This window comes from Stenotrophomonas sp. CCNWLW162 (assembly GCF_037203745.1).
Lineage (GTDB): Bacteria > Pseudomonadota > Gammaproteobacteria > Xanthomonadales > Xanthomonadaceae > Stenotrophomonas > Stenotrophomonas maltophilia_AQ.
Genome location: NZ_JBBCBL010000006.1, coordinates 1 through 25,703, shown reverse-complemented (window position 1 = coordinate 25,703; position 25,703 = coordinate 1). Strand labels below are relative to the sequence as shown.

Annotated in this window: 31 protein-coding genes and 1 tRNA gene; 17 read left to right on the top strand and 15 right to left on the bottom strand. The window is 66.4% G+C overall.

Translation table 11 applies throughout. The features are described from left to right. Positions 1–3 precede the first annotated feature (3 nt). Entirely contained in the window at positions 4–1,572 is a 1,569-nt protein-coding gene (locus tag V9K93_RS16200) for a winged helix-turn-helix domain-containing protein (RefSeq protein WP_337302884.1), read from the top strand. Here V9K93_RS16200 and V9K93_RS16195 read toward each other — a convergent pair. Next, positions 1,541–2,605, bottom strand: a complete 1,065-nt coding sequence (locus tag V9K93_RS16195; RefSeq protein ID WP_337302883.1) for a serine hydrolase domain-containing protein — start codon at positions 2,603–2,605, stop codon at positions 1,541–1,543. The two genes, V9K93_RS16200 and V9K93_RS16195, sit on opposite strands and share 32 nt — an antisense overlap. 111 nt (positions 2,606–2,716) lie before the next feature. Next, complete coding sequence (locus tag V9K93_RS16190) at positions 2,717–3,703, bottom strand: tetratricopeptide repeat protein (RefSeq protein ID WP_337302882.1); 987 nt, start codon at positions 3,701–3,703, stop codon at positions 2,717–2,719. A gap of 215 nt (positions 3,704–3,918) precedes the next feature. Here V9K93_RS16190 and V9K93_RS16185 point away from each other — a divergent pair, with 215 nt between their 5' ends. Beyond that, positions 3,919–5,109, top strand: a complete 1,191-nt coding sequence (locus tag V9K93_RS16185) for a glycoside hydrolase family 18 protein (RefSeq protein ID WP_046983967.1) — start codon at positions 3,919–3,921, stop codon at positions 5,107–5,109. A gap of 36 nt (positions 5,110–5,145) precedes the next feature. On the opposite strand, the gene V9K93_RS16180 is transcribed toward V9K93_RS16185, so the two are convergent. Genes V9K93_RS16180 through V9K93_RS16170 form a run of 3 tightly spaced genes read right to left on the bottom strand, consistent with a single transcriptional unit; the run spans position 5,146 to position 7,275 of the window. Continuing rightward, complete coding sequence (locus V9K93_RS16180) at positions 5,146–6,705, bottom strand: PepSY-associated TM helix domain-containing protein (protein ID WP_046983966.1); 1,560 nt, start codon at positions 6,703–6,705, stop codon at positions 5,146–5,148. A gap of 10 nt (positions 6,706–6,715) precedes the next feature. Next, the gene (locus tag V9K93_RS16175; protein WP_046983965.1) at positions 6,716–6,979 is read right to left on the bottom strand and encodes a hypothetical protein; all 264 of its coding nucleotides are present in this window, start codon (positions 6,977–6,979) and stop codon (positions 6,716–6,718) included. Continuing rightward, on the bottom strand, positions 6,979–7,275 hold the full coding sequence (locus tag V9K93_RS16170; RefSeq protein ID WP_046983964.1) for a hypothetical protein: 297 nt from the start codon (positions 7,273–7,275) through the stop codon (positions 6,979–6,981). The genes V9K93_RS16175 and V9K93_RS16170 overlap by 1 nt, the downstream gene beginning before the upstream one ends. 429 nt (positions 7,276–7,704) lie before the next feature. Between V9K93_RS16170 and thrS the strand changes: the two genes are divergently transcribed. The 9 genes from thrS to V9K93_RS16125 all read left to right on the top strand — a co-directional run bounded on the left by thrS (position 7,705) and on the right by V9K93_RS16125 (position 15,513). Further along, positions 7,705–9,606, top strand: a complete 1,902-nt coding sequence (gene thrS / locus V9K93_RS16165; protein ID WP_046983963.1) for a threonine--tRNA ligase — start codon at positions 7,705–7,707, stop codon at positions 9,604–9,606. Between the two features lie 49 nt (positions 9,607–9,655). After that, complete coding sequence (gene infC / locus V9K93_RS16160) at positions 9,656–10,198, top strand: translation initiation factor IF-3 (RefSeq protein ID WP_136639961.1); 543 nt, start codon at positions 9,656–9,658, stop codon at positions 10,196–10,198. Positions 10,199–10,482: 284 nt separating this feature from the next. Continuing rightward, a complete protein-coding gene (gene rpmI, locus V9K93_RS16155; RefSeq protein WP_005410436.1) occupies positions 10,483–10,680 on the top strand; it encodes a 50S ribosomal protein L35 in 198 nt (65 codons plus the stop codon). Positions 10,681–10,691: 11 nt separating this feature from the next. Continuing rightward, positions 10,692–11,051 (top strand): 50S ribosomal protein L20, encoded by a 360-nt coding sequence (gene rplT, locus V9K93_RS16150; RefSeq protein WP_006380762.1) that lies wholly within the window; start codon positions 10,692–10,694, stop codon positions 11,049–11,051. A 192-nt stretch (positions 11,052–11,243) separates the two neighbouring features. After that, a complete protein-coding gene (locus V9K93_RS16145; protein ID WP_012511694.1) occupies positions 11,244–12,239 on the top strand; it encodes a phenylalanine--tRNA ligase subunit alpha in 996 nt (331 codons plus the stop codon). An 83-nt stretch (positions 12,240–12,322) separates the two neighbouring features. Beyond that, positions 12,323–14,704 carry a phenylalanine--tRNA ligase subunit beta gene (gene pheT, locus V9K93_RS16140; protein ID WP_337302881.1) on the top strand — a complete coding sequence of 794 codons (2,382 nt, stop codon included), beginning with the start codon at positions 12,323–12,325 and terminating at the stop codon, positions 14,702–14,704. A 27-nt stretch (positions 14,705–14,731) separates the two neighbouring features. Beyond that, complete coding sequence (locus V9K93_RS16135; protein ID WP_005410432.1) at positions 14,732–15,031, top strand: integration host factor subunit alpha; 300 nt, start codon at positions 14,732–14,734, stop codon at positions 15,029–15,031. Next, complete coding sequence (locus V9K93_RS16130) at positions 15,012–15,368, top strand: MerR family transcriptional regulator (protein WP_005410431.1); 357 nt, start codon at positions 15,012–15,014, stop codon at positions 15,366–15,368. Before V9K93_RS16135 ends, V9K93_RS16130 begins: the two co-directional genes overlap by 20 nt. A gap of 68 nt (positions 15,369–15,436) precedes the next feature. Then, positions 15,437–15,513: transfer RNA gene (locus V9K93_RS16125), tRNA-Pro, on the top strand. Between the two features lie 65 nt (positions 15,514–15,578). Here the strand turns inward: V9K93_RS16125 and V9K93_RS16120 are convergent. The 3 genes from V9K93_RS16120 to V9K93_RS16110 all read right to left on the bottom strand — a co-directional run bounded on the left by V9K93_RS16120 (position 15,579) and on the right by V9K93_RS16110 (position 16,967). Continuing rightward, positions 15,579–16,019, bottom strand: a complete 441-nt coding sequence (locus V9K93_RS16120) for a GNAT family N-acetyltransferase (RefSeq protein ID WP_337302880.1) — start codon at positions 16,017–16,019, stop codon at positions 15,579–15,581. After that, entirely contained in the window at positions 16,016–16,369 is a 354-nt protein-coding gene (locus V9K93_RS16115; RefSeq protein ID WP_136639964.1) for a DUF6713 family protein, read from the bottom strand. The genes V9K93_RS16120 and V9K93_RS16115 overlap by 4 nt, the downstream gene beginning before the upstream one ends. Positions 16,370–16,457: 88 nt before the next feature. Continuing rightward, positions 16,458–16,967, bottom strand: a complete 510-nt coding sequence (locus V9K93_RS16110) for a DUF3011 domain-containing protein (RefSeq protein WP_046983959.1) — start codon at positions 16,965–16,967, stop codon at positions 16,458–16,460. 241 nt (positions 16,968–17,208) lie between these two features. On the opposite strand from V9K93_RS16110, the gene V9K93_RS16105 reads away from it, so the two are divergent. Further along, positions 17,209–17,604 (top strand): hypothetical protein, encoded by a 396-nt coding sequence (locus V9K93_RS16105; protein ID WP_046983958.1) that lies wholly within the window; start codon positions 17,209–17,211, stop codon positions 17,602–17,604. Between the two features lie 24 nt (positions 17,605–17,628). On the opposite strand, the gene V9K93_RS16100 is transcribed toward V9K93_RS16105, so the two are convergent. Next, positions 17,629–18,333, bottom strand: a complete 705-nt coding sequence (locus V9K93_RS16100) for an aspartate/glutamate racemase family protein (protein ID WP_308518121.1) — start codon at positions 18,331–18,333, stop codon at positions 17,629–17,631. Positions 18,334–18,475: 142 nt separating this feature from the next. Here V9K93_RS16100 and V9K93_RS16095 point away from each other — a divergent pair, with 142 nt between their 5' ends. Both V9K93_RS16095 and V9K93_RS16090 read left to right on the top strand, forming a co-directional pair. Then, the gene (locus V9K93_RS16095) at positions 18,476–19,117 is read left to right on the top strand and encodes a LysE family translocator (RefSeq protein ID WP_337302879.1); all 642 of its coding nucleotides are present in this window, start codon (positions 18,476–18,478) and stop codon (positions 19,115–19,117) included. Between the two features lie 94 nt (positions 19,118–19,211). After that, the gene (locus V9K93_RS16090) at positions 19,212–19,385 is read left to right on the top strand and encodes a DUF1328 domain-containing protein (RefSeq protein WP_006380555.1); all 174 of its coding nucleotides are present in this window, start codon (positions 19,212–19,214) and stop codon (positions 19,383–19,385) included. Positions 19,386–19,407: 22 nt separating this feature from the next. On the opposite strand, the gene V9K93_RS16085 is transcribed toward V9K93_RS16090, so the two are convergent. From V9K93_RS16085 to V9K93_RS16070, 4 genes are all read right to left on the bottom strand, one after another. Next, on the bottom strand, positions 19,408–19,740 hold the full coding sequence (locus V9K93_RS16085; protein ID WP_136639966.1) for an SMR family transporter: 333 nt from the start codon (positions 19,738–19,740) through the stop codon (positions 19,408–19,410). A 13-nt stretch (positions 19,741–19,753) separates the two neighbouring features. Next, positions 19,754–20,326 (bottom strand): TetR/AcrR family transcriptional regulator, encoded by a 573-nt coding sequence (locus V9K93_RS16080; RefSeq protein WP_046983955.1) that lies wholly within the window; start codon positions 20,324–20,326, stop codon positions 19,754–19,756. Positions 20,327–20,416: 90 nt separating this feature from the next. Further along, positions 20,417–20,650 (bottom strand): DUF1653 domain-containing protein, encoded by a 234-nt coding sequence (locus V9K93_RS16075; RefSeq protein ID WP_046983954.1) that lies wholly within the window; start codon positions 20,648–20,650, stop codon positions 20,417–20,419. Positions 20,651–20,662: 12 nt separating this feature from the next. Beyond that, complete coding sequence (locus tag V9K93_RS16070; RefSeq protein ID WP_295378213.1) at positions 20,663–20,947, bottom strand: hypothetical protein; 285 nt, start codon at positions 20,945–20,947, stop codon at positions 20,663–20,665. A gap of 395 nt (positions 20,948–21,342) precedes the next feature. Here V9K93_RS16070 and V9K93_RS16065 point away from each other — a divergent pair, with 395 nt between their 5' ends. The 3 genes from V9K93_RS16065 (at position 21,343) to V9K93_RS16055 (ending at position 22,604) form a co-directional block, all read left to right on the top strand. Then, the gene (locus V9K93_RS16065) at positions 21,343–21,546 is read left to right on the top strand and encodes a hypothetical protein (protein ID WP_046983951.1); all 204 of its coding nucleotides are present in this window, start codon (positions 21,343–21,345) and stop codon (positions 21,544–21,546) included. A gap of 133 nt (positions 21,547–21,679) precedes the next feature. Further along, positions 21,680–22,234: a DUF3011 domain-containing protein gene (locus V9K93_RS16060; protein WP_295378208.1), complete on the top strand. Its 555-nt coding sequence runs from the start codon at positions 21,680–21,682 to the stop codon at positions 22,232–22,234. A gap of 166 nt (positions 22,235–22,400) precedes the next feature. Then, positions 22,401–22,604: a hypothetical protein gene (locus V9K93_RS16055; RefSeq protein WP_337302878.1), complete on the top strand. Its 204-nt coding sequence runs from the start codon at positions 22,401–22,403 to the stop codon at positions 22,602–22,604. Positions 22,605–22,713: 109 nt separating this feature from the next. Here V9K93_RS16055 and dxs read toward each other — a convergent pair whose 3' ends face one another. Beyond that, positions 22,714–24,621 carry a 1-deoxy-D-xylulose-5-phosphate synthase gene (gene dxs / locus V9K93_RS16050; protein WP_337302877.1) on the bottom strand — a complete coding sequence of 636 codons (1,908 nt, stop codon included), beginning with the start codon at positions 24,619–24,621 and terminating at the stop codon, positions 22,714–22,716. 105 nt (positions 24,622–24,726) lie between these two features. After that, positions 24,727–25,392: an HNH endonuclease gene (locus V9K93_RS16045; RefSeq protein WP_046985953.1), complete on the bottom strand. Its 666-nt coding sequence runs from the start codon at positions 25,390–25,392 to the stop codon at positions 24,727–24,729. Between the last annotated feature and the right edge of the window lie 311 nt (positions 25,393–25,703).

Here is a 25,703-nt window from a genome sequence, read left to right as displayed (position 1 = left end):
GCCATGGACACCCTGCGCCTGCTCGACCTTGAAATCGATCGCCCGGCGCAGCGCGTCAGTCGCAACGGTGAAGCACTGCCGGTCAGCGGCCTCAGCTGGACCCTGCTGGATGTGCTTCTTGCGCACGGCACCGACGTTGTGGATTTCGACACGCTGGCCGCGCAGGTCTGGGCCCCTGCGGTGGTCGGCGAAGCTGCGGTCAGCCAGCGGGTGAAGCTGCTGCGCCAGGCCCTCGGCGATGACAGTCGGCGTCCGCGCTACATCCGCTCGGTACGTGGTCGCGGCTACCAGCTGTGCGCGCCGCCACGGCCGGCCAGCTCGTCGCCCAAGCGATCATCGCGCGCCCGCAGGCTCGGTTGGGGTGTGGCGGCTGTCGCGGTGCTGGGCATGGCCGCCACACTGTTGCTGTTGCCTCGGTCGACGCCGCAGAGCGCGGGGCAGTCGCTGTTGCAGCGTGCCGATTACTACGCGAGCATCGGCCAGGCCAACAACAACCGCGTGGCCATCACTCTGTACCGGCAGGCCCTGCAGGCTGATCCGGAATCCGTGTTGGCCCGGCGTGGCCTGTCCCGTGCGCTGGCTGCACAGGGCTGTCTGTTCAACGGCACGCCCGAGCAGTTGCGCGAAGCACTGGCATTGGCCGAGCAGGAACGCCAGCGCGCGCCTCGCGATGCTGCTGCGCACGCCCTGTGGGGGTATGCGCAGGACTGTCTGGGCGATATGCGGCAGGCGATCACCGGCTACAGCCGTGCCATCGAGCTCGAGCCCGGCGACGAGCGCAGTCGCGCATCGCTGGCCTACCTGCAGCAGGAGCGCGGCCAGCTCGCCACAGCGCTGCAGGCCAACCTGTCCTTGAAGGCCCCCGAGCGCATCCGCTTCCGTGATGTGCAGGTCGCGCGCGAGCTGGAACTGCTGGGCTTCACCCGGGCGGCCGCGCTTCGCCACGCGCGCAATTTCCAGCTGTACCCGGACAACGTCTTTTCCAACATCGCCTGGCCGCGCAGCCTGTACTTGGCCGGCGCGCCGCAGCAGGCCAGGCAGGCGCTGGACGAGGCGCTGGCGCGTGGCACGCCGCATCCGCAACTGCTGCGCCTGCAGGGCGAACTAGCGTTGCTGGCCGGCGACGCCGCAGGTGCCGCCGACGCGTTCGAGCGTGGTCGCCAGCTACGGCCGCAGCAGTCGCTGGGCCAGACCCTGGCGTTGTTGCACGGCGTGGGGGCGGCAGACGGCGCGTGGATCGACCAACGCCTGCAGCAGCTCGCTGCCAACGCAGGCGCCGGCGACGGCTGGCCCGATGCGGCGCTGGAACGGGCGCTGCTGTTGCAGGCCCGGGGCCATGCAGGCGACGCTGTGGCTGCACTGCAGCAGGCGGTCGATGACGGTTTCCGCGACGTAGCGTGGCTGCGTGCCACGCCTCTGTTCGTGCCACTGCGCAGCGCGCCCGGCTGGCCGGCCCTGCTGCAGCGGCTGGATGCCGACATCGCCCGGCAACGTGCGCGGGTGCTGGCCGCCAGCTGGCGGCCGGACGACCTGGCCGCGCTCAGTGCAGCGCCGGCAGCAGGAACTCGGTGAGGATCCGTCGCGACTGTGGATGGGCGAAGCTGCGGTTGAACGCCTGGCTGGTGACCACCACGACCACGCGTTGCTCCGGCACCACGAACACATAGTTGCCGCCATTGCCGGACATCGCCCACACCGTGCGCGGTGAACCCTGTACGCCCAGCTTCAGGCCCCACCACTGGTAGCCGTAGTCGCTGCCATCGGAAGTGGTTGCCTGCGCCTGCACCATCGCCTCGATGTAGTCCTTGGGGACCAGCTGGCGACCCTGCCATCGGCCATCATCGAGCACGAGCTGGCCGAAGCGGGCCAGATCACGCGTGCGGTAGCGGGTGCCGCCGCCGCCCATGCCGATACCCTCCGGCGAACGGTTCCACTGGCTGTGGATGATGCCCAGCGGGCGCTCCAGCACCCGTGCAGCGTAATCGGCCAACGACTGCCCACTGGCCTGCTCAAGCACCGCGCCCAGTACGAACGGGTTGGCGGTGCAGTAAGCGAACGCGCGCCCGTGCGGGCTGTGCTGCGGCCGCTGCATCCACGGCGCGAAGCCCTTCACCGGCAAGCTCAGTGCAAAGTCCAGCCACTTCTCGGTCACGTACATGCGTTCCTCGTGGCCGGCCGAGAACGGGTTCTCGTCATCGCACTCCCACAGGCTGCTCATGGTCAGCAGGTCCTGCACGGTGGTGGCGCGCAGGCGGGGGGCGACCGCGTGCCGGGCAGTGAAGGTCGGAAAGTAGTCGTACACCCGGGCCTGCACGCCGGGCAGGGTGCCATCGCCAATGGCGGCACCGACCAGCAGCGCGGTCACGCCCTTGCTGGCCGATCGTACGTCGTGCAGGGTCTGCGCGTCGGCGCCGTTGAAGTAGCCCTCGTAGACCACATTGCCATCGACCTGCAGCAGCACGCTGCGGATCTGTTTCAGTTCATCGCTGGCGATGGCCTGCTGCAGCGCCTGCAGACGGGCCGGATCGGGGGGTGTGGCGCGGGCCGCGAAGGGCAGGGTGCAGACCGCGTAGAGCAGGGTGAGGACAGGCAGGATCGAACGCATCGTCGGACTCCATCGAAAGGGAGCCCGATTGAGCCTGCGCTGCGTCTGAAGTGCTGGAAGCCGGCCTGAAGAATTCTGAAGGCCTTGTGCGACAAGGCCCGGCGCTCGCCCCTACTCGGCCTCTTCGTCCTCCCCCAGCCACCAGACCTGGCCTGGCTTCGGGTCGCTCATCGGGTGCTCGCGCTGTTCGATGGCCTCCAGCACCCGGCCGGGGGCTGCAGCGACCCACACCGCCATGAGCTTTTCCACCGCAGCCCGGCCCTGTGCGGCCACGCCGAGGTCACGTTCGCGTCTCCATTGGTCTTCATCTGGCGCCTCATCACCATGCTGGTGCGGCGTGCCGTAGCTGCAGCGGCGGCACAGTCGGCGCACGGTGGCCGTCCAGTCCTCGACCATGCCGATGCCGGGCAGCGTGATGGCCTCCAGGGCAGCGATGTCATCGGCCGAATCACACTGCACGAACACGGTGAAGGTCGCCATGTCCGATGCCTGCAAGCGCTGCATCGCGTTGAACACCGGCACTTGGCGCTCCCCGTAGGTGCGATGGCCGGTTGATGCGCCGTCGTGCAGCACGATGTCGCCGAAGCGGAAACCGCTTTCGGGCAGGGGTACGTTGTCGATGCGTGCACGCACCGGATCAATGCGGCTCATATACACCACTTCGGCATCGGACCACGGTGCCAAGCGCACGCAGGCCACGCCGAAGTTGCCCTCGATCGGGCCTTTGACCTCGGGAAGGGTGATGCCACAGCGGGCCCATTGGCGGCGTGCTTCAGCCCAGTCACCGACACCGGTGGCGGCGATGCCGGCATTCCACGCGGTGGCTTCATCGAACTCGCCGCGTAGCTGTTCCGATTGCAGGTTGTCCTGCAGTGAGGCAGCCCAGTCGCGCAGGTATTTGTGCGCCAATCCGCGCATGTAATGCAGGTACGGCACTTCGGGAGCGAGCGCGATCAGCTCGCCGAACAGCGCCACCGCCTGCTGCAGGTCGCCCTCGCGGAAGAGGGCGTAGGCGCGTGCCTCCAGTGCCTGGCGTTCGTCGAGGATTTCGTTGTCCAGCAGGTCGCCGTCGTCGAGTGTGTCGTGGTCGGTGCTCATGTCCATGCGCGATTGAAGGTCCGCAGCTACCTTAGCCGATGCATGAGGGCCGGCGTCGGTGCGTGTCCTGCTGCAGTGCATGAGGGTCGTTGTATGACTACCGTGTTGTCGTCACTCGGCAGGGTGTGCCTGTCCACTGGACGACATGCCGCGACAACCGTCCCACAGCCCCATCGGTTTGCTAACGTGGCTGCGCCTTTGAACCGGGAGATCCCATGTTCCGCCAGACCGTGGCCGTCCTTGCCGTGCTGATTGCCGGTGCCTTGCCCATCGCCGCGCACGCCGCGCCGGCGCAGCCGCCGATCTTCGGTGCCTACTACCCAGGTGGTTCGGCCGAGCGCTACCCGGTGTCGAGCATTCCCGCCGAGCGCCTGACCCATCTGTTCTACGCGTTCTCCACCATCGAGGACGGCCGCTGCACGGTTGGTGCGGAAGCGCCGAAGAACTTCGCCGCGCTGGCTGAACTAAAAAAGGCGCATCCGCACCTGCGCACGCTGATTTCGATCGGTGGCTGGGGCGCGGGTGGGTTTTCCGATGCAGCACTGACCGAGGCCAGCCGCAAGCGCCTGGTCGACTCGTGCATGGCGCTGTTCTTCGATCGTCATGCTGGCAGTTTCGATGGCGTGGACATCGACTGGGAATTCCCGGTCAGCGGTGGGCCGAAGGAGCTGGCGCACCGCCCGCAGGATCGCGCCAACCTGACCAAGCTCGCGCAGGCGTTCCGCGCGGCACTCGACGCGCGCGGCCGCAAGGCGGGGCAGCCGATGCTGCTGACTGCAGCGCTGGCGGCCGGTCGCCTGCAGACCGATGGCCCCTACGATCCCGCGGCGAGCTATGACCTGCCGGCGTTGGCCAGGGTGTTCGATTTCATCAACCTGATGAGCTACGACATGGGCACCGGCTTCTCGGCGGTGTCGACCTTCAATGCGCCACTGCACGAGGTGTCGGCTGACCCGCTGGCGCCGGAACTGCGACGTTGGAACAACGTGGCCGGCGCGGTGCAGTACTACCGCGAGCACGGTGTGCCGGCCGACAAGCTGGTGCTGGGCGTGCCGTTCTACGGACGCGGCTTCAAGGTCACCGGCGATGCTGCCGACGGGTTGTACCAGGCCTACAGTGCTCCGGCCGATGCTGGCGACTGGCGGGTGATCAAGGCGCGTTTTCTCGACCAGACGGGTTGGACGAAGCACTGGCAGCCGCAGGCGCAGAGCCCCTGGCTGTACAACCCGGAGCAGAAGATATTCATCAGCTATGAAGACCCGCGCTCGATCGGCCTGCGTGCGCAGTTCGCCCGCGAGCAGGGCCTGGCCGGGGTATTCATGTGGGAGCTGACCGGCGACGACGAACAAGCCAGCCTGCTCAACGCGATGCTGGGCCCGTGGCAGAAGGCCCGCATCGGCGATTGACCGCTTCGGTAGCGCCGGGCCATGCCCGGCGTCGGCTCAATCGGCCCAGACGCTGTTCGGGTCGCCGTGGCGGGCACGGCGCTGGCTGGCCACCGCCAGGCGGGCGAAGCCGAAGGCCATGGCCAGCGCGATCGCATCGACCCAGAACAGCGGCCAGTGGCCGCGCGCGGCCGCGCGCCACAACCAGTCGCCATTGAGTGCGCCGTGCACGACCGGCACCAGCGCGGTACTGATCGCTGCGGCCCACAGCAACTCGCGTGCGGCCTGTGCCGGCCGTCGCAGTGCTGCCCACAACGCGCACAACACCCAGCTGCCGAAGCAGGCCCAGCGGATGCCGTGGTCGACCGCCGACGGTGCCAGCCGCTCCAGCACCAAAGCGGTGACGAACGCGACCGAGATCGCCACGCAGAGGCCGATGCAGACGCCGACCGTGGCCCGCGCCATGTTCACCCCGGCGCGTGGCTGCTGCGGCTGGCGGCGTTTGCGCCGCGACTCGATCCACAGCAGGTTGCCCGAGTAGAACAGGAAGGCGCCACCCAGGCCGAGCAGGAAGTACAGCCAGACCACCACGCCGTTGCCGAACTCGCCGAAGTGCAGCGCATAGGCAGCGCTGAGCGTGGCATGGTTGGCGTCGCGCTGGCCGGGCAGCTGGGACGCCAGGACGTTGCCGGTAGCCACGTCCAGCGCCACCGCGCCGAGCGGGCCGAGGGTGCCGCTGGATTCACCGGTGATCTCGATGGTGGCGTTGGCGTCGCCGGCATTGGCCAGCTTCAGGTAGGCCGGCTCGAAACTGGCCACACCCTGTGCCCGCGCGACTTCCAGTGCCCGTGCATGCAGCACGCGCAGGCTGCCCGGCGGCGCCGGGATGCCAGTGGCCTCGCGCACCGGTGCGGTGTCCATCGCCGTCGGCACTGCCTGCAGCGCCTTGCCGTCGTAGATCAACGGATTGAGCAGTGCCATCTGCACGAATACCAGGCAAAGCAGAGCGCCGGTCACCGCGAACATCAGGTGGAAGGGCAGGCTGAGCACGCCGATCACGTTGTGGGCGTCCTGCCACAACTGCTTGAGATTGCGGCCGGGACGCAGTGCGAACAGGTCGCCGAACAACTTTGGCAGGTGGATCACCAGGCCGCTGAGCAGGGCCATGCCATACAGCAGGCTGACGATGCCCATGACGTAGATGCCGGCCACCGGCAGGCCGAGGCTGTAGTGCAGTTCGTTGACCAGTTCGGCCAGCCCGGTCTGCGGCGGCGTCGGACTGCCGGCGATCTGCCCTGGCCAGGCGTAGCGCCAACTGCCGTCGTCCGCCTGCCAGTAAGCCAGCGGTTGCGGGTGTTCAGCGCCGGGGAAGGTCATGCCGATGTGGCGGCGCGCCTCCGGATGCGCGGCCAGCACGTCTTCCAGCAGGTACTGTGCGTCGTCCAGGCCGGCCGGCAATGCGCTGGCTGCGCCCGGGGTCTGCCATAGCGGCAGGTCGTGGTGGAACAGGGTCAGTGCACCGGCATAGAAGGCTACGAACAGGCCGAAGCCGGCGACCAGGCCGACCCAGGTGTGCAGGGTGGTGAACGTGCGCAGGGTCTGCGAACTGAACTTCATGGGGTGTGTCTCATTGCACCGCGCCGGTGAGGCGCAGCAGCCCGAGCGCGGCAAAGCCGACGGCGGCACTGCCCGCCAGCACCAGCCAGGCGCGCAGCGCACTGCGGAAGCTGAATGCCCACAGGGCGGCCAGCATCCATAGCGGGATGAAAGCGATCAGGGTGGGGACCAGGGCACGCTGCCAGGGGCCGGGCGGCAGCCACGCCAGCAGGCCGGTTACAGCGGCTGCCAGGAAGAAGCCGGCAACAATGCCGGCGAAGGCGCGCGGCCACATCAGGGCGACTCCGTGCCGGGACGATGCCAGGCGGCCAGTGCCGGCAGCAGCATCGCCGCCAGCATCCAGGTGCACAGCATCGCCACCAGGCCGGCGGCAAATCCGAGCTCGGCCATCCACAGCCACAGCGCGGCAACGGCCGCGACCAGGCCGATCTGCCGCCCGAGGCGGCCGGCGCGGCGCAGGCGTGGCCAGCGGCAGTGCGTCGAGGCGGCATAGAACGCCAGCGCCGAGAACATCGCTGCCAGCATGCCCAGGCTGCAGAAGCCGAGCGTGGAAAGGCCGACGGTGATCATTGCACGCGACCGGCGCCGCAGCGGGCTGGCGAACGCGGGGCACGGGCGGGGCCGGCGGGAGCCGGTCGGAGCGGGTGGCGCATCACGGGGTCCTGGGGGGAAGCGGGCAGGCTGGCACGGGGCGACCTGCGCCGACATGGTAATCATTGCAATTTGACGCCGCCAGCGAAGCCCATTCAGCGGGCCGTACGGTAGCCCTTGGGCTTTCCCCTGCGCTGGTTTAAGATCATTGTTGAATCCTGACTGGAACAAGGTGGCCCGCGCCCAGCGCCGGCCGAGCGTGCGACATGAGCACTACCACCGCCCACTGTTGACCTGCCCCCGAAGGCCCGAGTTCCCGGCGCCCTCGCGGCGCTTTTTTATTGCCCGGGCGCTGGCCCGGAACCGCTTTCCAGCCCGCCCGCGCGGGCCCCGCACGAAGCCACTGCGATGATCAACATTACTCTTCCCGACGGCAGCCGCCGCGAATTCGAAAACCCCGTCAGCGTCATGGACGTTGCCCAGTCGATCGGTGCCGGCCTGGCCAAGGCCACCATCGCCGGTTCGGTCGATGGTGTGCTGGTCGATGCCAGCGATGTCATCGACCACGATGCCAGCCTGCGCATCATCACCGCCAAGGACGAGGAGGGCGTGGAAATCATCCGCCATTCCTGTGCACACCTTGTTGGCCACGCCGTCAAGCAGCTGTACCCGGACGTGAAGATGGTGATCGGTCCGGTGATCGCCGAGGGTTTCTACTACGACATCTATTCCGAGCGCCCATTCACGCCCGAAGACATGGCTGCGATCGAAAAGCGCATGGGCGAGCTGATCGCCCAGGACTACGACGTCATCAAGAAGGTGACGCCGCGCGCCGAGGTGGTCGAGATCTTCAAGGCCCGTGGCGAGGACTACAAGCTGCGCCTGATCGAGGACATGTCCGACGATATCCAGGCGATGGGCATGTACTACCACCAGGAGTACGTGGACATGTGCCGCGGCCCGCACGTGCCGAACACGCGTTTCCTGAAGGCCTTCAAGCTGACCCGCATTTCCGGTGCCTACTGGCGTGGTGATGCGCAGAACGAGCAGCTGCAGCGCATCTACGGCACCGCCTGGGCCGACAAGAAGCAGCTCGAGGCGTACATCAAGCGCATCGAGGAAGCCGAAATGCGCGACCACCGTCGCATCGGCAAGCAGCAGGACCTGTTCCACCTGCAGGAAGAGGCCCCGGGCCTGGTGTTCTGGCACCCCAAGGGCTGGGCGCTGTGGCAGGTGGTCGAGCAGTACATGCGCAAGGTGTACCGCAGCACCGGCTACGGCGAAGTGCGCTGCCCGCAGATCCTGGACGTGTCGCTGTGGCAGAAATCGGGCCACTGGGACAACTACCAGGACGCGATGTTCTTCACCGAATCGGAGAAGCGTACCTACGCGCTCAAGCCGATGAACTGCCCGGGCCACGTCCAGGTGTTCAACCAGGGCCTGCACAGCTACCGCGACCTGCCGATCCGCTATGGTGAGTTCGGCGCCTGCCACCGCAACGAGCCATCCGGCGCGCTGCACGGCATCCTGCGCGTGCGTGGTTTCACCCAGGACGACGGGCACGTGTTCTGCACCGAAAACCAGGTCGAGGCCGAAGTGACCGCGTTCCACCAGCAGGCGCTGGCGGTGTACCAGCACTTTGGCTTCGATGAGATCCAGGTCAAGATCGCCTTGCGACCGGAATCGCGCCTGGGTGACGACGCCACCTGGGACAAGGCCGAAGCCGCGCTGCGCTCGGCACTGTCCAGCAATGGCGTGGAATGGCAGGAGCTGCCGGGCGAGGGCGCCTTCTACGGCCCGAAGATCGAGTACCACCTGAAGGACGCCATCGGCCGTACCTGGCAGCTGGGCACGATGCAGGTCGACTTCATGATGCCCGGCCGCCTTGGCGCGGAGTACGTGGACGAGAACAGCCAGAAGAAGCACCCGGTCATGCTCCACCGCGCCATCGTCGGCTCGATGGAGCGCTTCCTGGGCATCCTGATCGAGCACCATGCAGGGCAGTTCCCGGCCTGGCTGGCGCCGACCCAGGTGGTGGTGGCCAATATCACCGACGCCCAGGCTGAATACGTCTCGGACGTGACCAAAACCCTTGCGGATCAAGGCTTCCGCGTCAGCGCGGATTTGCGTAACGAGAAGATCGGCTATAAGATTCGCGAGCACACGCTGCAGCGCGTGCCGTACCTGCTGGTCATCGGTGACCGCGAGAAGGAAAACGGCGCTGTGGCGGTGCGTACGCGTTCTGGCGAAGATCTCGGCAGCATGAGCCTCCAGGCCTTCATCGAGCGGCTCCAGGCCGAGGGCGCGTAAGCAAAGGTCCGGCCCGTGCGCATTGGCGCCCGGGCCGGGTTCGACACCCTTGGGAGATCGCAATATCAGTACCCCTGACAACAAACAGAACCGCAAGAATCAGGAAATCCGTGTGCCGCGCGTCCGCGTGATCGGCAGTGACGGAGAAATGATCGGCGTGTTGACGCGTGACGAAGCGTTGTCCATGGCCGAAGATGAGGGCCTGGACCTGGTCGAGATCCAGCCGCAGGCCGACCCGCCGGTCTGCAAGATCATGGACTTCGGCAAGTTCAAGTTCGAAGCGCAGAAGAAGGCCAGCGAGGCCAAGAAGAAGACCAAGCAGGTCGAGATCAAGGAAGTGAAGTTCCGTCCGGTCACGGACGAGGGCGACTACCAGATCAAGCTGCGCAAGATGCGCGGTTTCCTTGAAGAAGGCGACAAGATCAAGGTCAACATCCGCTTCCGTGGCCGTGAAATGAGCCACCAGGAACTGGGTCGCGAGATGGCCAACCGGATCGAGTCCGATCTGGGTGAAGACATCGTCATCGAGTCCCGTCCGCGCCTGGAAGGGCGTCAGATGGTCATGATGATCGCGCCGAAGAAGAAGACCTGAGGCCTGACGGGCTGCCTTCCGGGGCGCCTGGCGGCTGAATGGAAAGGTGAAAGGGCGCCGCTGGCGCCCTTTTGCCTTTGTGCGGGCGGCTCCGCCGCCTGCGATGTGAAGACGGGCGTGAAAAGGGTGGCAGGGGCTGGTGATGGCCCCTGTTTGCCTGTATCATGCCCGGCTCGACCCACCCAGGACGGGTCGTACGCCGATCATGGCAGGACGGAAAGAGCGGCCCAGGCCGCCGCCAGATCAGTCAGAAACCAGGGTCATATCCCATCAAGGACATTGCAATGCCCAAGATCAAGACCAACCGGGCAGCGGCCAAGCGTTTCCGCAAGACCGCCTCGGGCAAGTACAAGTGCGGCCACGCCAACCGTAGCCACATCCTCACGAAGAAAGCGACCAAGCGTAAGCGTAATCTGCGTCAGACGGGCCATGTCCGTGCAGAAGACGCAGGCCGTCTGGACCGCATGCTCCCTTACCTCTGAGGAACTGAAAAATGGCACGAGTTAAGCGTGGCGTACAGGCGCGTCGCCGCCACAAGAAAATTCTGGATCTCGCCAAGGGCTATTACAACGCCCGTCGCAAGGTCTTCCGCGTTGCCAAGCAGGCGGTCATCAAGGCACAGCAGTACGCCTACATCGGCCGTAAGCAGAAGAAGCGCAACTTCCGTTCGCTGTGGATCACCCGCATCAATGCGGCTGCCCGCATCAATGGTCTGAGCTACAGCCGCTTCATGAACGGTCTGCTGAAGGCCGGCATCACCCTGGATCGCAAGGTCCTGGCTGACATCGCCGTGCACGACGCAGCCGGCTTTACCGCACTGGCCGAAAAGGCCAAGGGCGCGCTGGCGGCATAAGTCCTTCCCGATGCCGTAACCGTTCCTCGGAACGGTGTCAGGTCAAGGCAATGCATGGGGAAGGGCGCAAGTCCTTCCCCATTCTTTTTTGGGTCCCGGCGTGGCCACAGCGGCAGCGCGGGGACGGCGGTGGCGACAGGGGTCGGCCCTTCGCGCATCGCGATGGCAGATCGACTGGAGTTCCGGCCCCCCATGAGCGACATCCAATCCCTCACCACCCAGGCGCTGGCCGATGTGGCCGCCGCACAGAGCCCCGACGTGCTGGAACAGCTGCGCGTGGCCCTGCTTGGCAAGAGCGGCAGCATCACTTCGCAGCTCAAGCAGCTCGGCGCGTTGCCGGCTGACGAGCGCAAGGCTGCCGGTGAAGCCATCAACCAGGCCCGCGATGCGCTGAGTCACGCGCTGGGCGAGCGCAAGGCGGTATTGGAAGACGCCGCACTGGACGCGCGCCTTGCCGCCGAATCGATCGACATCACCCTGCCGGGCCGCAGCGCCGAGCGCGCCGGCCTGCATCCGATCACCCGCACCCTTGAGCGCATCACCGGCATCTTCGGCCGGCTGGGCTACGAGCTGTCGGAAGGGCCGGAGATCGAGGATGACTGGCACAACTTCGAGGCGCTGAATTTCCCGCCGCACCACCCGGCGCGCGCCATGCACGACACCTTCTACTTTGGCGACGGCCGTCTGCTGCGCACGCACACCTCCGGTGTGCAGGTGCGCTACATGGGCGACCACGCGCCGCCGCTGCGCATGATTGCCGCCGGCAAGGTGTACCGCAGCGACAGCGACCAGACCCATTCGCCGATGTTCCACCAGGTGGAAGGCCTGCTGGTTGATGAGCATTCGACCTTCGCCGACCTGAAGGGCACGCTGGCCGAGTTCGTACGCGCGTTCTTCGAGCGCGATTTCGAAATGCGTTTCCGCCCCAGCTACTTCCCGTTCGTTGAACCGGGCGCGGAAGTGGACATCGCCTGGCAGCAGCCCGATGGCAGCACCCGCTGGCTGGAAGTGCTCGGCTGCGGCATGGTTCATCCGAACGTGCTGCGCAATGTCGGCATCGATCCGGAGCGCTACACCGGCTTCGCCTTCGGCATGGGCGTGGAGCGCTTCGCGATGCTGCGCTACGGCGTCAACGATCTGCGCGCGTTCTTCGAGAACGACGTGCGGTTCCTGAAACAGTTCGCGTAAACCACCAGGTAGCGCCGGGCCATGCCCGGCGGACTCAACAACGCAGGCCCAGGCGCATGCGCCGGGCCCACCAGGGTGACACCATGAAATTCTCCGAAAACTGGCTGCGCAGCCACGTCCCGACCAGCGCATCGCGCGAAGAACTGAGCGCGGTGCTGACCGCCATCGGCCTGGAAGTGGAGGAAGTGACCGCGCTGGGCGAAGGCCTTGATCACGTGGTCGTGGCACGCATCGTCGAAGCGGTGCGCCACCCGGAGGCCGACCGCCTGCAGGTGTGCAGGGTCGATGCCGGGCAGGGCGAGCTGCTGCAGATCGTCTGCGGTGCACCGAACGCACGCCCGGGCCTGGTCGCGCCGTTGGCGATGGTCGGTGCGCAGATCGGTGAGCTGAAGATCAAGCCGGCCAAGCTGCGCGGCGTCGAGTCCAACGGCATGCTGTGCTCGGCCAAGGAGCTGGGCCTGGACAACGATGCCTCCGGCCTGTTGGAACTGCCGGACGACGCGCTGGTCGGCCAGACCCTGGTCGAGTACCTGGGCCTGCCGGACGCCAGCATCGAGATCAAGCTGACCCCGAACCGCGCCGACTGCTTCAGCCTGCGCGGTATCGCCTACGACGTCGCCGCGGCCACCCGCAGCGACGTGCTGGATTTCACCGCCGAGGCGACTCCCGCCGTCGGCAGCCGTGAGTTGGCCATCCAGCTCGATGCCGGCGCCGAGGCGCCGCGCTACCTCGGTCGTGTCATCGAAGGTGTCAACGCCGCCGCCAAGACTCCGCTGTGGATGGCCGAGCGCCTGCGCCGCAGTGGCGTGCGCCCGGTCTCGTTGCTGGTCGACATCACCCAGTACGTGATGCTGGAGCTGGGCCAGCCGATGCATGCTTACGACCTCGGTACTCTGCAGGGCAGCATTGCCGTGCGCCGTTCGCGCGCCGGCGAGAGCCTGAAGCTGCTGGACGGCCGCGACGCCGCGCTGGACGACAGCTTCCTGGTGGTCACCGACGCCGATCGTGCGGTCGGTCTGGCCGGCCTGATGGGTGGCTTCGACACCCGTGTCACCGACGCCACCACCGCCGTGTTCCTGGAGGCCGCGCACTTCGCTCCGGCCGCGATCATGGGCCGCGGTCGCAAGCTGGGTCTGCACACCGATGCCGGCCATCGCTTCGAGCGCGGCGTCGACCCGGCACTGCCGCGCACCGCCATCGAATACGCCACCCGCCTGGTGCTGGACCTGGCCGGCGGTACCCCGGCAGCGGTCACCGAGGCCGTGCGCGCCGGCGACTTGCCGAAGCCGGCGACGATCGTGCTGCGCCGCGCCCGCATCACCCGCGTGCTTGGTATCACCATCGACGATGCCGAAGTCGAACGCATCCTCCGCGCGCTGGGCATGGACGTCGTTGCGACCGCCGATGGCTGGCAGGTCACGGCGCCGAGCCGCCGTTTCGACATCGCCATCGAGGAAGACCTGATCGAAGAGCTGGCCCGCATCCACGGCTACGAGCAGATTCCGACCACGCTGCCGGGCGGTGCCTCGCGCGTGGCGATGCCGAGCGAGACCCAGCTGGACGCGCTGAGCGTGCGTCGCCAGCTGATCGCCCGTGACCAGCAGGAAACCGTGAACTTCGCCTTCGTCGACGATGCGCTGCTGACCCAGTGGCAGCTGCGCGACAACCTGGTGCCGCTGGCCAACCCGCTGTCGGCCGAACTGGCGGTGATGCGCCCGTCGCTGCTGCCGGGCCTGGTCGCCACGCTCGGTCGCAACGCTGCCCGCCAGCTGGGCCGCGTGCGCCTGTTCGAGATTGGTCGGGTATTCGCCCGGCAGGCCGGTGACGGGCAACCGGCACCGCTGGAAACCCCGCGCGTGGCCGCTGCGGTCTGCGGTGAAGCGCAGGCGGTGCAGTGGGGCCTGCCGACCCGCAAGGTCGATTTCCATGACCTGAAGGGCGACCTGGAATCGCTGGCCGCCGCCAGTGGCGCGGTACTGGAGTTCCGCCCGTCGGACCGTGCCTACGGTCACCCGGCACGTTCGGCCGAGGTGTTCCGCGACGGCGTGGCGATCGGCTGGATCGGCCAGGTCCACCCGCGGCTGGCCAGGGCGATGGACATCGAAGCCGATGTCTATGCCTTCGAACTGGACCTGGAGCCGCTGTCCGCCCGCCGCCTGCCGCGTGCCGGCGAGCTGTCGCGCTTCCCGGCGGTGCGCCGCGACCTGGCGTTCCTGGTGCCTGAGCAGGTGGCCTGGGCCGAGCTGGCGGCGACTGTCCGCCAGGCCGCTGGGCCGCTGCTGCGCGACCTGAACCTGTTCGACCGCTATGTCGGCCAGGGCGTCGAGCCGGGATTCAAGAGTCTCGCTATGGGCTTGATTTTGCAGGACAAGTCGCGCACTCTGACGGACCGCGACGTGGATGCGGTGGTGGCCGAGGCGGTCACTGCCATCGAGCGTGAACACCACGCCCGGATCCGCGGCTGAGCGGGCAGCACTCGGGGGTAGCAGGCAATGGCATTGACCAAGGCGGAGATGGCGGAAAAGCTGTTCGACGAAGTCGGTCTGAACAAGCGGGAAGCCAAGGAATTCGTCGACGCGTTTTTCGATGTGCTGCGTGAAGCATTGGAACAGGGACGTCAGGTGAAGCTGTCGGGCTTCGGTAATTTCGATCTGCGGCGCAAGAACCAGCGCCCGGGTCGCAACCCCAAGACCGGCGAGGAAATTCCGATTTCCGCCCGTACGGTGGTCACCTTCCGTCCGGGCCAGAAGCTCAAGGAGAGGGTGGAAGCTTATGCTGGATCCGGGCAGTAACCGCGAACTACCGCCGATCCCGGCCAAGCGCTACTTCACCATTGGTGAGGTCAGCGAGCTGTGCGACGTCAAGCCGCACGTCCTGCGCTACTGGGAAACCGAGTTTCCCAGCCTTGAGCCGGCCAAGCGCCGAGGCAACCGTCGCTACTATCAGCGCCACGACGTGCTGATGGTGCGGCAGATCCGCAGCCTGCTGTACGAACAGGGCTACACCATCGGTGGTGCACGCCTGCGTCTGGATGGCCCCGATGCCCGCGAGGAATCGGCATTGAGCAACCAGATCATCAAGCAGGTGCGCATGGAGCTGGAAGAAGTGCTGCAGTTGCTGCGCCGCTGACCCCATTTCCATCGTAATCCGCTATACTTCACGGCCCGCCGCACTGGCGGGCACATCGCAGCATCAGTCGGGGCGTAGCGCAGCCTGGTAGCGCATCTGCCTGGGGGGCAGAGGGTCGTCGGTTCGAATCCGGCCGTCCCGACCACTGTGATGAACCAAGAAGCCTGCGCAGCGATGCGTGGGCTTTTTTGTGCGTGCGGCAGAGGCCGATCATGCACCCGCGAAGCGGTAGATCAGCTCCGGGTCGCCTTCGTCCAATCCGTGTACGATGCCGCTGTCGATGAAGCCCGACGCAGCGAGCAGGCGCTGCATGCCGATGTTGGAGGCATTGGTCGAGGTGAACAGTTTGCGCCGGCCATGCATTGCGATGGCCTGGAGCAGCAGTGCGGTACCGATGCCTTGGCCGCGCTGTGCGTGCGCCACCATCAGCATTTCGATGAAGGCTTCGCCGAAGAAGTGGTGATGAATGACCAGGTAGCCGACGGCCCTGCCGTTCTGCTCGGCAACCTGCACGCCGCCGCGTGCCAGCCAATCGCCGATCTGCATGGCCCGGCTTGGATCGATGGCGGCCACGCTGTCGAGCGCGATCAAGGCATCGGCGTCCTGCGGAATGCCGTCGCGCAGGTGCGGGGAAGAGGACGTCCGGTTCATCGCCGGCGCAGCTGCAGCAACAGGCCGCCGCCCGACACAAAGCAGGCGAGCAGGACGGCGATCGACAGCGGCAGGTGGAATTCATCGCGACCGAACAGGGCAAACGCCAGATGGATCAGCGCCGTGCCAATACCGAGCGCGCCACACACCAGCGCATGGCCGCGCGCGGACGATGTGCCCAGCAGGGTCTGGCGATAACCCCAAAGCACGAAGCCGATCGCAAGCAGGTTGAACAGCAGGAAGCCCTGGATGTCACCGGGCACATGGAACATGGCCCATTCCTGCCAGAACGCAGCGTCGATCTGATGCAGGATCAACGCCAACAGCGTCGCCAGATACCATCGTTCCATGTCGCGCTCCCTGCCATGTACAGGCCATAGTCTATCGGCTCTGTCCCGCACGCATGCCTACCCGCCGCAGCCAGCGCGTGCTCGGCAGTCAATACACCCGGAACTCGGCCCGGCAGCCGTCGCTGACCCACACGCCGTGGCGGTCCCAGCCCCAGTTGCGATCCTCGATGCAGGTCGTCACCGACTTCTGTTTGACCAGGCGCACGTCGCGACGAACACGGATGCGGCATTCCTTTTCCTTCTTTTCATAGGACTCGCAGACCAGGCGTTCGCCGTCATCGTCGCGGTCCCGGCCGCGCCCGGGCCAGCGTCCGCGCCCCTGTTCGTCGGCAACGAACTCGGCGCGGCAGCCATCGGTGACCCACAGCATGCGACGGCTCTGGCCCCAGTTCCTGTCCTCGACGCAGCGGGTGACCGAGAGCTGCTTTGCCAGGCGCATGCGGCCCTCGATCGGGCACTGCTGGGTCTTGTTGAACTGCGACTCACAGCGCAGCGGTGGAATGTGGTCGGTGTCGTAGTCCTGGGCGGCCACGGCGGTGGCGGCCAGCAGCAGGGCAAGGGCGGTGCCGGCGATCGGCAGCAGCAGGCGATGGGTCATATGGAGCCTCGGGTGGGGAACGGGTGGCAAGAATGGCCCAGCCCGGGGCTGCCGGAACGGATCGTTCCGGCGATGGCTCAGTGGGGATTTAGTAGTGCGCGCCAGCCCATGCAGGGGCTTACATCCCGTATCATCGCTGCACATCCGATCGCATCGGCTTACACCTTCTTACATGTCTCCCACGCCTGTCGGCACAGCCTGTGGCTGTCGTCACTGGCGTGCGGGCGGCCTGCGGAGGACGATGCGCGGACCACGACGACCACAGGGGGTTGCGTTGATCAGCAGTACCGTCATTCATCGCTCGGCCGACGCAGGCGGCGCCGAGGTGCGGGTCCTGGACACCACGTTCAAGGGCAAGCATGTGTTCATCGCCTGGGGCCTGCGCGGGCCGGAACTGACCCGCAGCGCAGACCCGGCTGCCACCGTGGCTGCGCGCAAGGCGTTGCACGCCGAGGCCGGCCACAGCGAAGGACCGCGCAGTCCGGAAGTGTTCATCGCCAACCAATCGGCGGTGGCGATCACCGTCTATCGGCTGCTTACCGAAGCGCGCTCCGGCGATGCCATCTTCTTCCTGTGTGATTCGCAGGCGGTGGTCGATTGGCTCATCACCGCGCTGGAAGTGCAGGGCGCGGACTGATTCCGGGCCCTGTCCGGTATCGGTTCAGGCCAGTGCCGCGTCCACCGCGGCCAGCGCATGCAGGGTGGTGGTATCGAACAGCGGCACGGCGCTGTCCTCCGTTCGCACCAGCAGCATGATCTCGGTGCAACCGAGGATGATCGCTTCGGCACCGCGCTCGACCAGGCGTGCGATCACGTCGACATAGACCTGTCGCGAGCGATCACTGACCACGCCGGCGATCAGTTCCTGGTAGATGATGTCGTGCACGCTGCGACGATCATCGGCATCGGGGACCAGTACCTCCAGGCCGAAGCGATCCTGCAGCCGGCCGCGGTAGAAGTCCTGTTCCATGGTGAAGGCGGTGCCCAGCAGGCCCACCCTGCGTATGCCCGACTGCACGATGGCAGATGCGGTCGGGTCGGCGATATGCAGCAGCGGCAGCGGGCAGGCGGCCTCGATACGGTCGGTCAGCTTGTGCATCGTGTTGGTGCAGATCAGCAGCAGGTCAGCACCGCCGGCCTGCAGCCGCCGTGCGGCGTCGACCATGTGGTCGCCCAGTGCATCCCAGTCTCCGTCGTGCTGCAGCTGCTTGATGCCGGCGAAATCCACCGACCACAGCAGCAGCTGCGCCGAATGCGCGCCTCCCAGGCGCTGCCGCACCTCCTCGTTGATGAGACGGTAGTACTGCGCCGAGCTTTCCCAGCTCATACCGCCGATCAGGCCCAGGGTTTTCATGCGCAGCTCCATGCCAGGGGCCGTCATTGCAGCACAGATGGCGTCCGGGTGCCGATGGCCGGGATCTGTAACCCTTGTATCCACGCCGCGCTGTATGTGCCGCTGATGGTGGCAACCGCTTAAGCTGGCGGGGTTTCCTGGAGCGACTGAAGAAATGGCCCTGCATACCTGGTGGTGGTTCCTGGCCACGGTCTTTGTGCTGTGCGGTACGCCTGGGCCGAACATGCTGCATATCCTTGGCCGCAGCGTCGGGCTCGGCTTCCGCGGCAGCGTGCCGGCGATGGCCGGTTGCCTGCTGGCGATGCTGCTGGTGCTGGCAGCGTCCGCGGCCGGCCTGAGTGCGCTGCTGCATTCCTCGCCGATGCTGTTCGATGTGCTGCGCTACCTGGGCGTGGCCTACCTGGCGTGGCTGGGCCTGAAGGCGTGGCGCGACAGCTGCCGGCCTGCACCGCCGGTGACGACCGATGCCGCACTGCCGACGATGCCGGTACATGGTGCGTGGACGGTGTTCCGTGGCGGTCTTCTGGTGGGCTTGAGCAACCCCAAGCTGCTGCTGTTCGCAACGGCGTTCCTGCCGCAGTTCGTCGATCCGTCGCGCGGCCAGGCGCTGCAGTACAGCGTGCTTGTCACCACCTTCGCTGCCTGCGAGCTGTTCTGGTACGTGATGTATGCCGCCGGAGGCCATGGCCTGCGCCGCTGGTTGGCCAAGCCCTTCGCACGACGCTGGTTCGAGCGGCTGGTGGGCAGCGTGTTCCTGGCTTTCGCGGTGGCGCTGCTGCGCTTCCGGCCGCGCTGATTCACGCCGCGCACGCGGCCTGTTCACGACTGCCGCATCGGCCACGGCCTAGCCTGATCATCCAGTACGCAGTCCCCGTGGGGAAAGGATTGACATGATCAAGTGGGCCATCATCTTCGCCATCATCGGCGTCATCGCGGGCGTGCTCGGTTTCGGCGGCATTGCCGGCGCCGCGGTCGGCATCGCCAAGTTCCTGTTCTGGGCTGGCATCATCATCGCCGTGGTGCTGTTCCTGCTCGGCATGACCGTAGCGAAGAAGGTCAGCTAGCGTTGACCGCGCAGCAGCGTGCTCAGTGTGCGCTGCTGTGCGAGAACAGGTTGATCACCAGCACGCCGGCACAGATCAGCCCGATGCCGATCAGCGCCGGTGCATCCAGGCGTTGCTTGAAGACCACCAGCCCGATCAGCGAGATCAGCACGATGCCGACACCGGACCAGATCGCATAGGCGATGCCGGTGGGGATCGACTTCATCGTCACTGACAGCAGATAGAAGCACAGGCCGTAACCGACCAATGCGCCCAGTGTCGGTGCCAGGCGGCTCATGCCATCGGACGCCTTCAACAGCGAGGTGGCGATCACTTCCAGCACGATCGCAGCGGCAAGACAGGCGTAAGGGCTCATTGCAGGCTCCGGCTCACAACGGGTCGCACAACTTCAGGGCCTGCTCGGCCATGGCCAGCGCGTTGAGGCGCTCTTCTTCGTCCAGCGGCCGGCCGTAGGCGGTAGCCCAGTAGCCGTCGGCGGCGCAGCGCGCGGCATACAACCGTGCATCGTTGGCCTCGTCAGGGAATTCGGCCAGCATGGCGCGCTTCCAGGTGCGCCAATGCGCGAGCAGGGCCGGCTCCATCAGATTGCCGAGGGTCAGGCCGATGTCGTTGTCTTCTTCCTGCTGCAGCAGGTGTTCGAAGTTGGCCTGCACATAGGCACGGCTGAAGCAGCCATGGCCAGGTGCGCTCTGCAGCAGCAGGGCGCGCACGCGTGCTTCGAATTCGCCGATGAGTGCGCCGATGGCTTCATCGACCAGTGCCTGCTTGCTGCTGAAGTGGTGGAACAGCGCGCCCTTGCTGACACCGGCGGCGTGGGCCACGTCCTGCACGGTCAATGCGGCCAGGCCATCTCGGCCGATCACTTCAATGGTGGCCTGCAGCAGTGACTGGCGCACGCTGTCGGGCGCCTTGCGGCGCGAGCGGGAGGGGGATGCGGACATGATGGGAAGAAACCGACTGGACGGTACGATTGTAGCGCAGGCCTGCAGATGCGCCGCGCCGCGCTGCCGGCCGCGGCCGGCAGCTTCCGGTCAATCGTCGATCCGAGCGAAGCGGGGTTGCGGCCCGTGTTCGCCGGGCACCTGTTCGACGAACATCGGGTACGGCCGCACCCACAGGCCGCCCTGGCCATAAAGGGCGCGATACAGCACCAGTGGCTCCAGCGTCTCGCTGCTGCGGACGATGTCGATCACTTCGTACTCGCCGCCCTTGAAATGGCGATAGCGACCCGGTGCGAGGGTCGGCAGTGGGCTCAGCTCAGCCATGGCGCCTGCGGCTCACTTGCGGGCCGGGCTGGCCGGCTTCGCACAGTAGGCATCGATGGCCTCGGCGGTATTGGCCAGGCCGTGGGCCTTGGCCAGTTCCCACGGACGCTCGCAGCGCTGGCTGTGTTCGCACCACTGGTAGCCGGCCGAGCCGATGCAGCCGTGAGCGTCGCGGTCACCGCCGACCCTCGGTGTGGCCGGCGCGGCCGCTGCCGCGTCAGCGCGCGCAGCTGCCTTGTCCTGGCTCGCGCAGGCGGTCAGGAGCATCAGGACGGGAATCAGGAGAAGTGCTTTCATCGGGCTGGCTCCGTGCCTAAAGCGACAGTGTCTGTCGCAAATAACCCTTCAGCAAGCGCTCTCTACACGACGGCGCGGATCAGTTCCTCGATCAGCACCAGATAGCTGGCCACGAAGTAGAACTTAAGAAGCGTTGAACGCTGCTGGAAAAAGAAGGTGCGCATGTGGAAGGGGCCCCTGTTGGTGACAGTAGTGTGAAGCCGTGCTGACTCCGTGACAAGGATCACGAAATGAATTCGGTAAATGGACTCAGCGATGTGAGGGCAGGGGTGACCGACCGAATCCCGAGGCATTTTCGTACAAATCTGATAGGCCATTCCTGAGGCGCTCGCTAGCCTGACGGGACACTGGCGGTAGGGCCCGCCGACGAATCTTCGAACCCCCGGGAGCCTTTCATGGTCATTACTATCCGATGCAACCACCAGCACTGGTCCGTGCTGGACCCGCACGCGCCTGATGCCGCCCGTTATGCGCGCGGTGCCGACGCGTTCGACGCCGCCGCCGCACTGGCCCTGGAGCACCACCGTCGTACCGGCCAGCCCAGTCGGGTGCGGGTCGAAGCACTCGGTAATGCCGTGGACGCGCTCATCGTCGAATGACGCCCAGGCGACGCCGGTGCGGTCAGCCGCGGTTGGGTTGTTTGAATGGGGAAAGAACCGTCTTTGCGCGCCCCCTGTGCGCCGCGTCGGGAATCACTGATGCTTGCGCCATCGTATTCATCTGGAGATATCGATGGGCAAGGCACTCCCCTGGCGCACCCTGGCCTGCACCCTGTTGCCGATGCTGGCAGCCGCCGGTGGCGCACAGGCGCAGAGCTATGGCTACGGTTATGACGATGATCGCTATGGCGGTCGCCAAGGCAGTGGCATCGTGCGCTGCGAGTCGATCAAGAACCGCAGCAATGAGTGCCGTCTGGAAGGCCGGGCCCGGATGATCCGCCAGTTGTCGGGTTCGCCGTGTGTCGAGGGTGAGACCTGGGGCCAATCGCGCTACGGGATATGGGTCACCCAGGGTTGCCGTGCCGAGTTTGTCGGCGAATACCGCCGCGGTGGGGGCTGGGGCAATGGCGGCGGTTGGGGCAACGGCAACGGTTGGGGTGGCGGCGAGGTCGTCACCTGTCATTCCAACGGCCACCGCCAGGAGTACTGCGAAGCCCGCATCCGCCGTGGCGTGCGCATGGTCCGCCAGGATTCGCGCAGCGCCTGCATCGAAGGCCAGACCTGGGGCTGGGACCGTCGCGGCATCTGGGTCAGCAATGGTTGCCGGGGCCAGTTCCAGGTGAACTGAGCGTCCCCCTCGAAAATCAGAATAATCTGATACAGCTCACATTTTGAACAACGTATCTTCTGCGATCAGGGAGTCTTCGGGTGTCCCTGATCTGCAACGACAGTCCGTGCCGGTATCGGTGCGGTCGTACGCCAACGTCGATACGCTGCCTCAAGGAGTGAGCCGCATGTTGATCCGCCTGCAATGCGAACAGCGCCAATGGCGCGTGCTGCACCCGGACAGGCCGGAGCCGGTCGAGTTCCGTGATGGCGCCCGCGCCTACGATTTCGCCGAAACCCTCGCACGCCTGCACTTTGTCGATACCGGGCAGCGCGCGGCGGTGCGCGTGGAGGCCAGTGGTGCATTCGTGGAGGCGGTCAGCTACGGCTGAGGGCTGGGGCGCGTTTTCCGGGTTCCGCCATCCACGCATGGCGTGGATGTATTCCGGTCCGCAGTAGACCCACGCCGTGCGTGGATCCACCAGGCGGTGCTGGCCGGCCTCAGCCGGCCGCGCTCAGCGGCGGGGTACCGGTCACCAGTTGCGGCCAGCGCTTGAGCACTGCCGCGCGGATGCCGGCGGCATCGATACCCGCTTCAGCCAGCAGGTCCTCGCGGCTGGCGTGGTGCTGGTAGCTGTCGGGCAGGCCCAGGTGCAGGATCGGGCGCTGCACGCCCTCGGCATTGAGCAGCTCGCCGACGCCGGAACCGGCACCACCGGCCACCACGTTGTCTTCGATCGTCACCAGGCCCTCGTGCTGGGTGGCGACAGCCAGCACCAGCTCGCGGTCAAGCGGCTTGATGAAGCGCATGTTGACCACGCTCAGGCCCAGTTCGCGGCCGACCTGTTCGGCCGCAGCCACGGTGCTGCCGAAGGCGAGCAGGGCGATACGGCTGCCCTGCAGGCGCAGCTCGCCCTTGCCGATCGGCAGCGTGGACAGGTCGTTGCCGGCGGCCACGCCGGTGCCGGTACCACGCGGATAGCGTACAGCGGCCGGGCCCGGGTGCTGCAGGCCGGTGCTGAGCATCTGCCGGCACTCGGCTTCGTTGGACGGTGCCATCACCACCAGGTTCGGCACGCAGCGCAGGAAGCTCAGGTCGAGGTTGCCGGCGTGGGTCGCGCCGTCCGGGCCGACCACGCCGGCGCGGTCGATCGCGAACAGCACGTCCAGGTCCTGGATCGCCACGTCATGCACCAGCTGGTCGTACGCGCGCTGCAGGAAGGTGGAATAGATCGCCACCACCGGCTTGCCGCCCTGGGTGGCCATGCCAGCGGCGAGGGTGACCGCGTGCTGCTCGGCGATCGCCACGTCGAAATAGCGCTGCGGGTATTCCTTGCTGAAACGCACCAGGCCGGAGCCTTCGCGCATCGCCGGGGTGATGCCGTACAGGCGCGGCTCGGCGGCGGCGGCATCGCACAACCAGTCGCTGAACACATCGGTGTAGGTCGGTTTCTTGGCGCCGGCCTTGGCCACCAGGCCCTTGTCCGGATCGAACGGACCCACTGCGTGGTAACCGATCTGGTCGCCTTCGGCCGGCTCGTAGCCCTTGCCCTTGGTGGTCATCACGTGCAGCAGCTTCGGACCCTTGGAGGCGCGCAGGGTCTTCAGCGCAGACAGCAGTGCCGGCAGGTCGTGGCCATCGATCGGGCCGGTGTAATGGAAGCCCATTTCCTCGAACATCGTGGACGGCACGAACATGCCCTTCCAGTGTTCTTCCCAGCGCTTCACGAAGCGCGCGGGATTGTTCTTCTTGTCGCCCAGGATTTTCTTGCCGCTTTCTCGCAGTGCGTTGAGCGTGCGGCTGCCGGTGGCGCGGCCGAGCATCTTGGTCAGGCCGCCAACCGCTTCGGAGATCGACATGTTGTTGTCGTTGAGGATCACCAGCAAGTTCGGCTCGGGCTCCATGCCACCGGCATGCATCAGCGCCTCGAACGCCATGCCGGCGGTCATCGCGCCGTCACCGATCACCGCCACGACCTTGCGGTCGTCGCCTTCGGACTGGCGGGCGATGGCCATGCCGAGCGCGGCCGAGATCGAGGTCGAAGAGTGGCCGACGCCGAAGGTGTCGTACTCGCTTTCCTCGCGCTTCGGGAAAGGCGCGACGCCGTCCTTCTGTTTGACGGTATGGATCTCGTCGCGGCGACCGGTGAGGATCTTGTGCGGATAGGTCTGGTGACCGACATCCCAGACCAGCTGATCGACCGGGGTCTGGTACAGGTAGTGCAGGGCCACGGTGAGTTCGATCACGCCCAGGCCGGCGGCGAAGTGGCCGCCGCTCTTGCCCACCGATTCGATCAGGTAGGCGCGCAGTTCATCGGCGACCGCCGTCAATTCGGATTCGTCGAACGTGCGCAGGTCATCCGGTGTCTGGATGCGCGCGAGGCGGGGATAGCGGGCAGAGTCGATCATCATGTTCGCACTTGTTCTGAACGCCCATTTTCGCCCTCAAACGGGGGTGGGGCAAGCAAACGCCGCCGTCCGTGACAGGACGGTGAGGGTTGCATTTTCGGCGATTCAGGTGCTCAGTTTTGACCGCTTGGGTAATTGCGCCTTCAGGAAGGCCATCTGGTCGGCCAGGATGTTGCGGTTGGACAGGATCAGGTGCTCGATCCAGCTGGGCCGGTAGGGCACCGCCAGCAGCGGCATGCCGGCCTGCTGGGGCGTGCGGTCGCTCTTGCGCGAGTTGCAGTGGAAGCAGGCGGTGACCACGTTTTCCCAGCAGTCCAGGCCGCCCTTGGACAGCGGCATGACGTGGTCGCGGGTGAGCGTGGGGCGACCGAACTGCTGGCCGCAGTACATGCACAGGTGGGCGTCGCGGGCGAACAGGGCCGGGTTGGTCAGGTTCGGTGTGGGATCGATCGCGCGGGAGCGGGCGTGACCGCGGGCGGCGATGATCGGGTGCAGGTCCATGCCGCTCTGCAGGCCGCTGAAGCGGTTGGTGCCGCCGTGGATGTGCAGGCAGGGATCGCCGAGTGTCCAGGCGACGGCTTCGCGGGCGTAGAGGCAGGCAGCATCCTGCCAGGTGATCCAGTCCAGTACGCGTCCGTGGGCATCAAGCGAGAGCAGCCGGACCGAACCGGGGCGATGCAGCGTCGTGGCGTTGGGCGATGCTTCGGCGCCCGGAGCAGAAATCGGAGCTCCGGCTTCGATCAGACCCAAGCGTGTAGTGTCTGTCTCCATCGGGAGAACAGCTTATACCTGAATTGTTGCGTTTTGGGTATCGCCACCTGGGCGATACCCAAAACGCAACAATTCAGGTCCGCGCATTCCTCCTAATCCCCGCGCCTTTGGCGCGCCCCCTTTAACAAAAGGGGGCTCTTCTCCAGATGGATTCTGGGTGTTTCCATCCACGCGTGGCGTGGATCTACCGTGTCGACCAAGGTCGACACCCACCAGCAGCAGAAATCTGTCGAGGGCGGGGTGGGTCCGGTTGCGGGGGCGTGAGCCGCATGGGCCCGAGGCATGCCTCGGGCGGGTTGGGCAGGACGCCC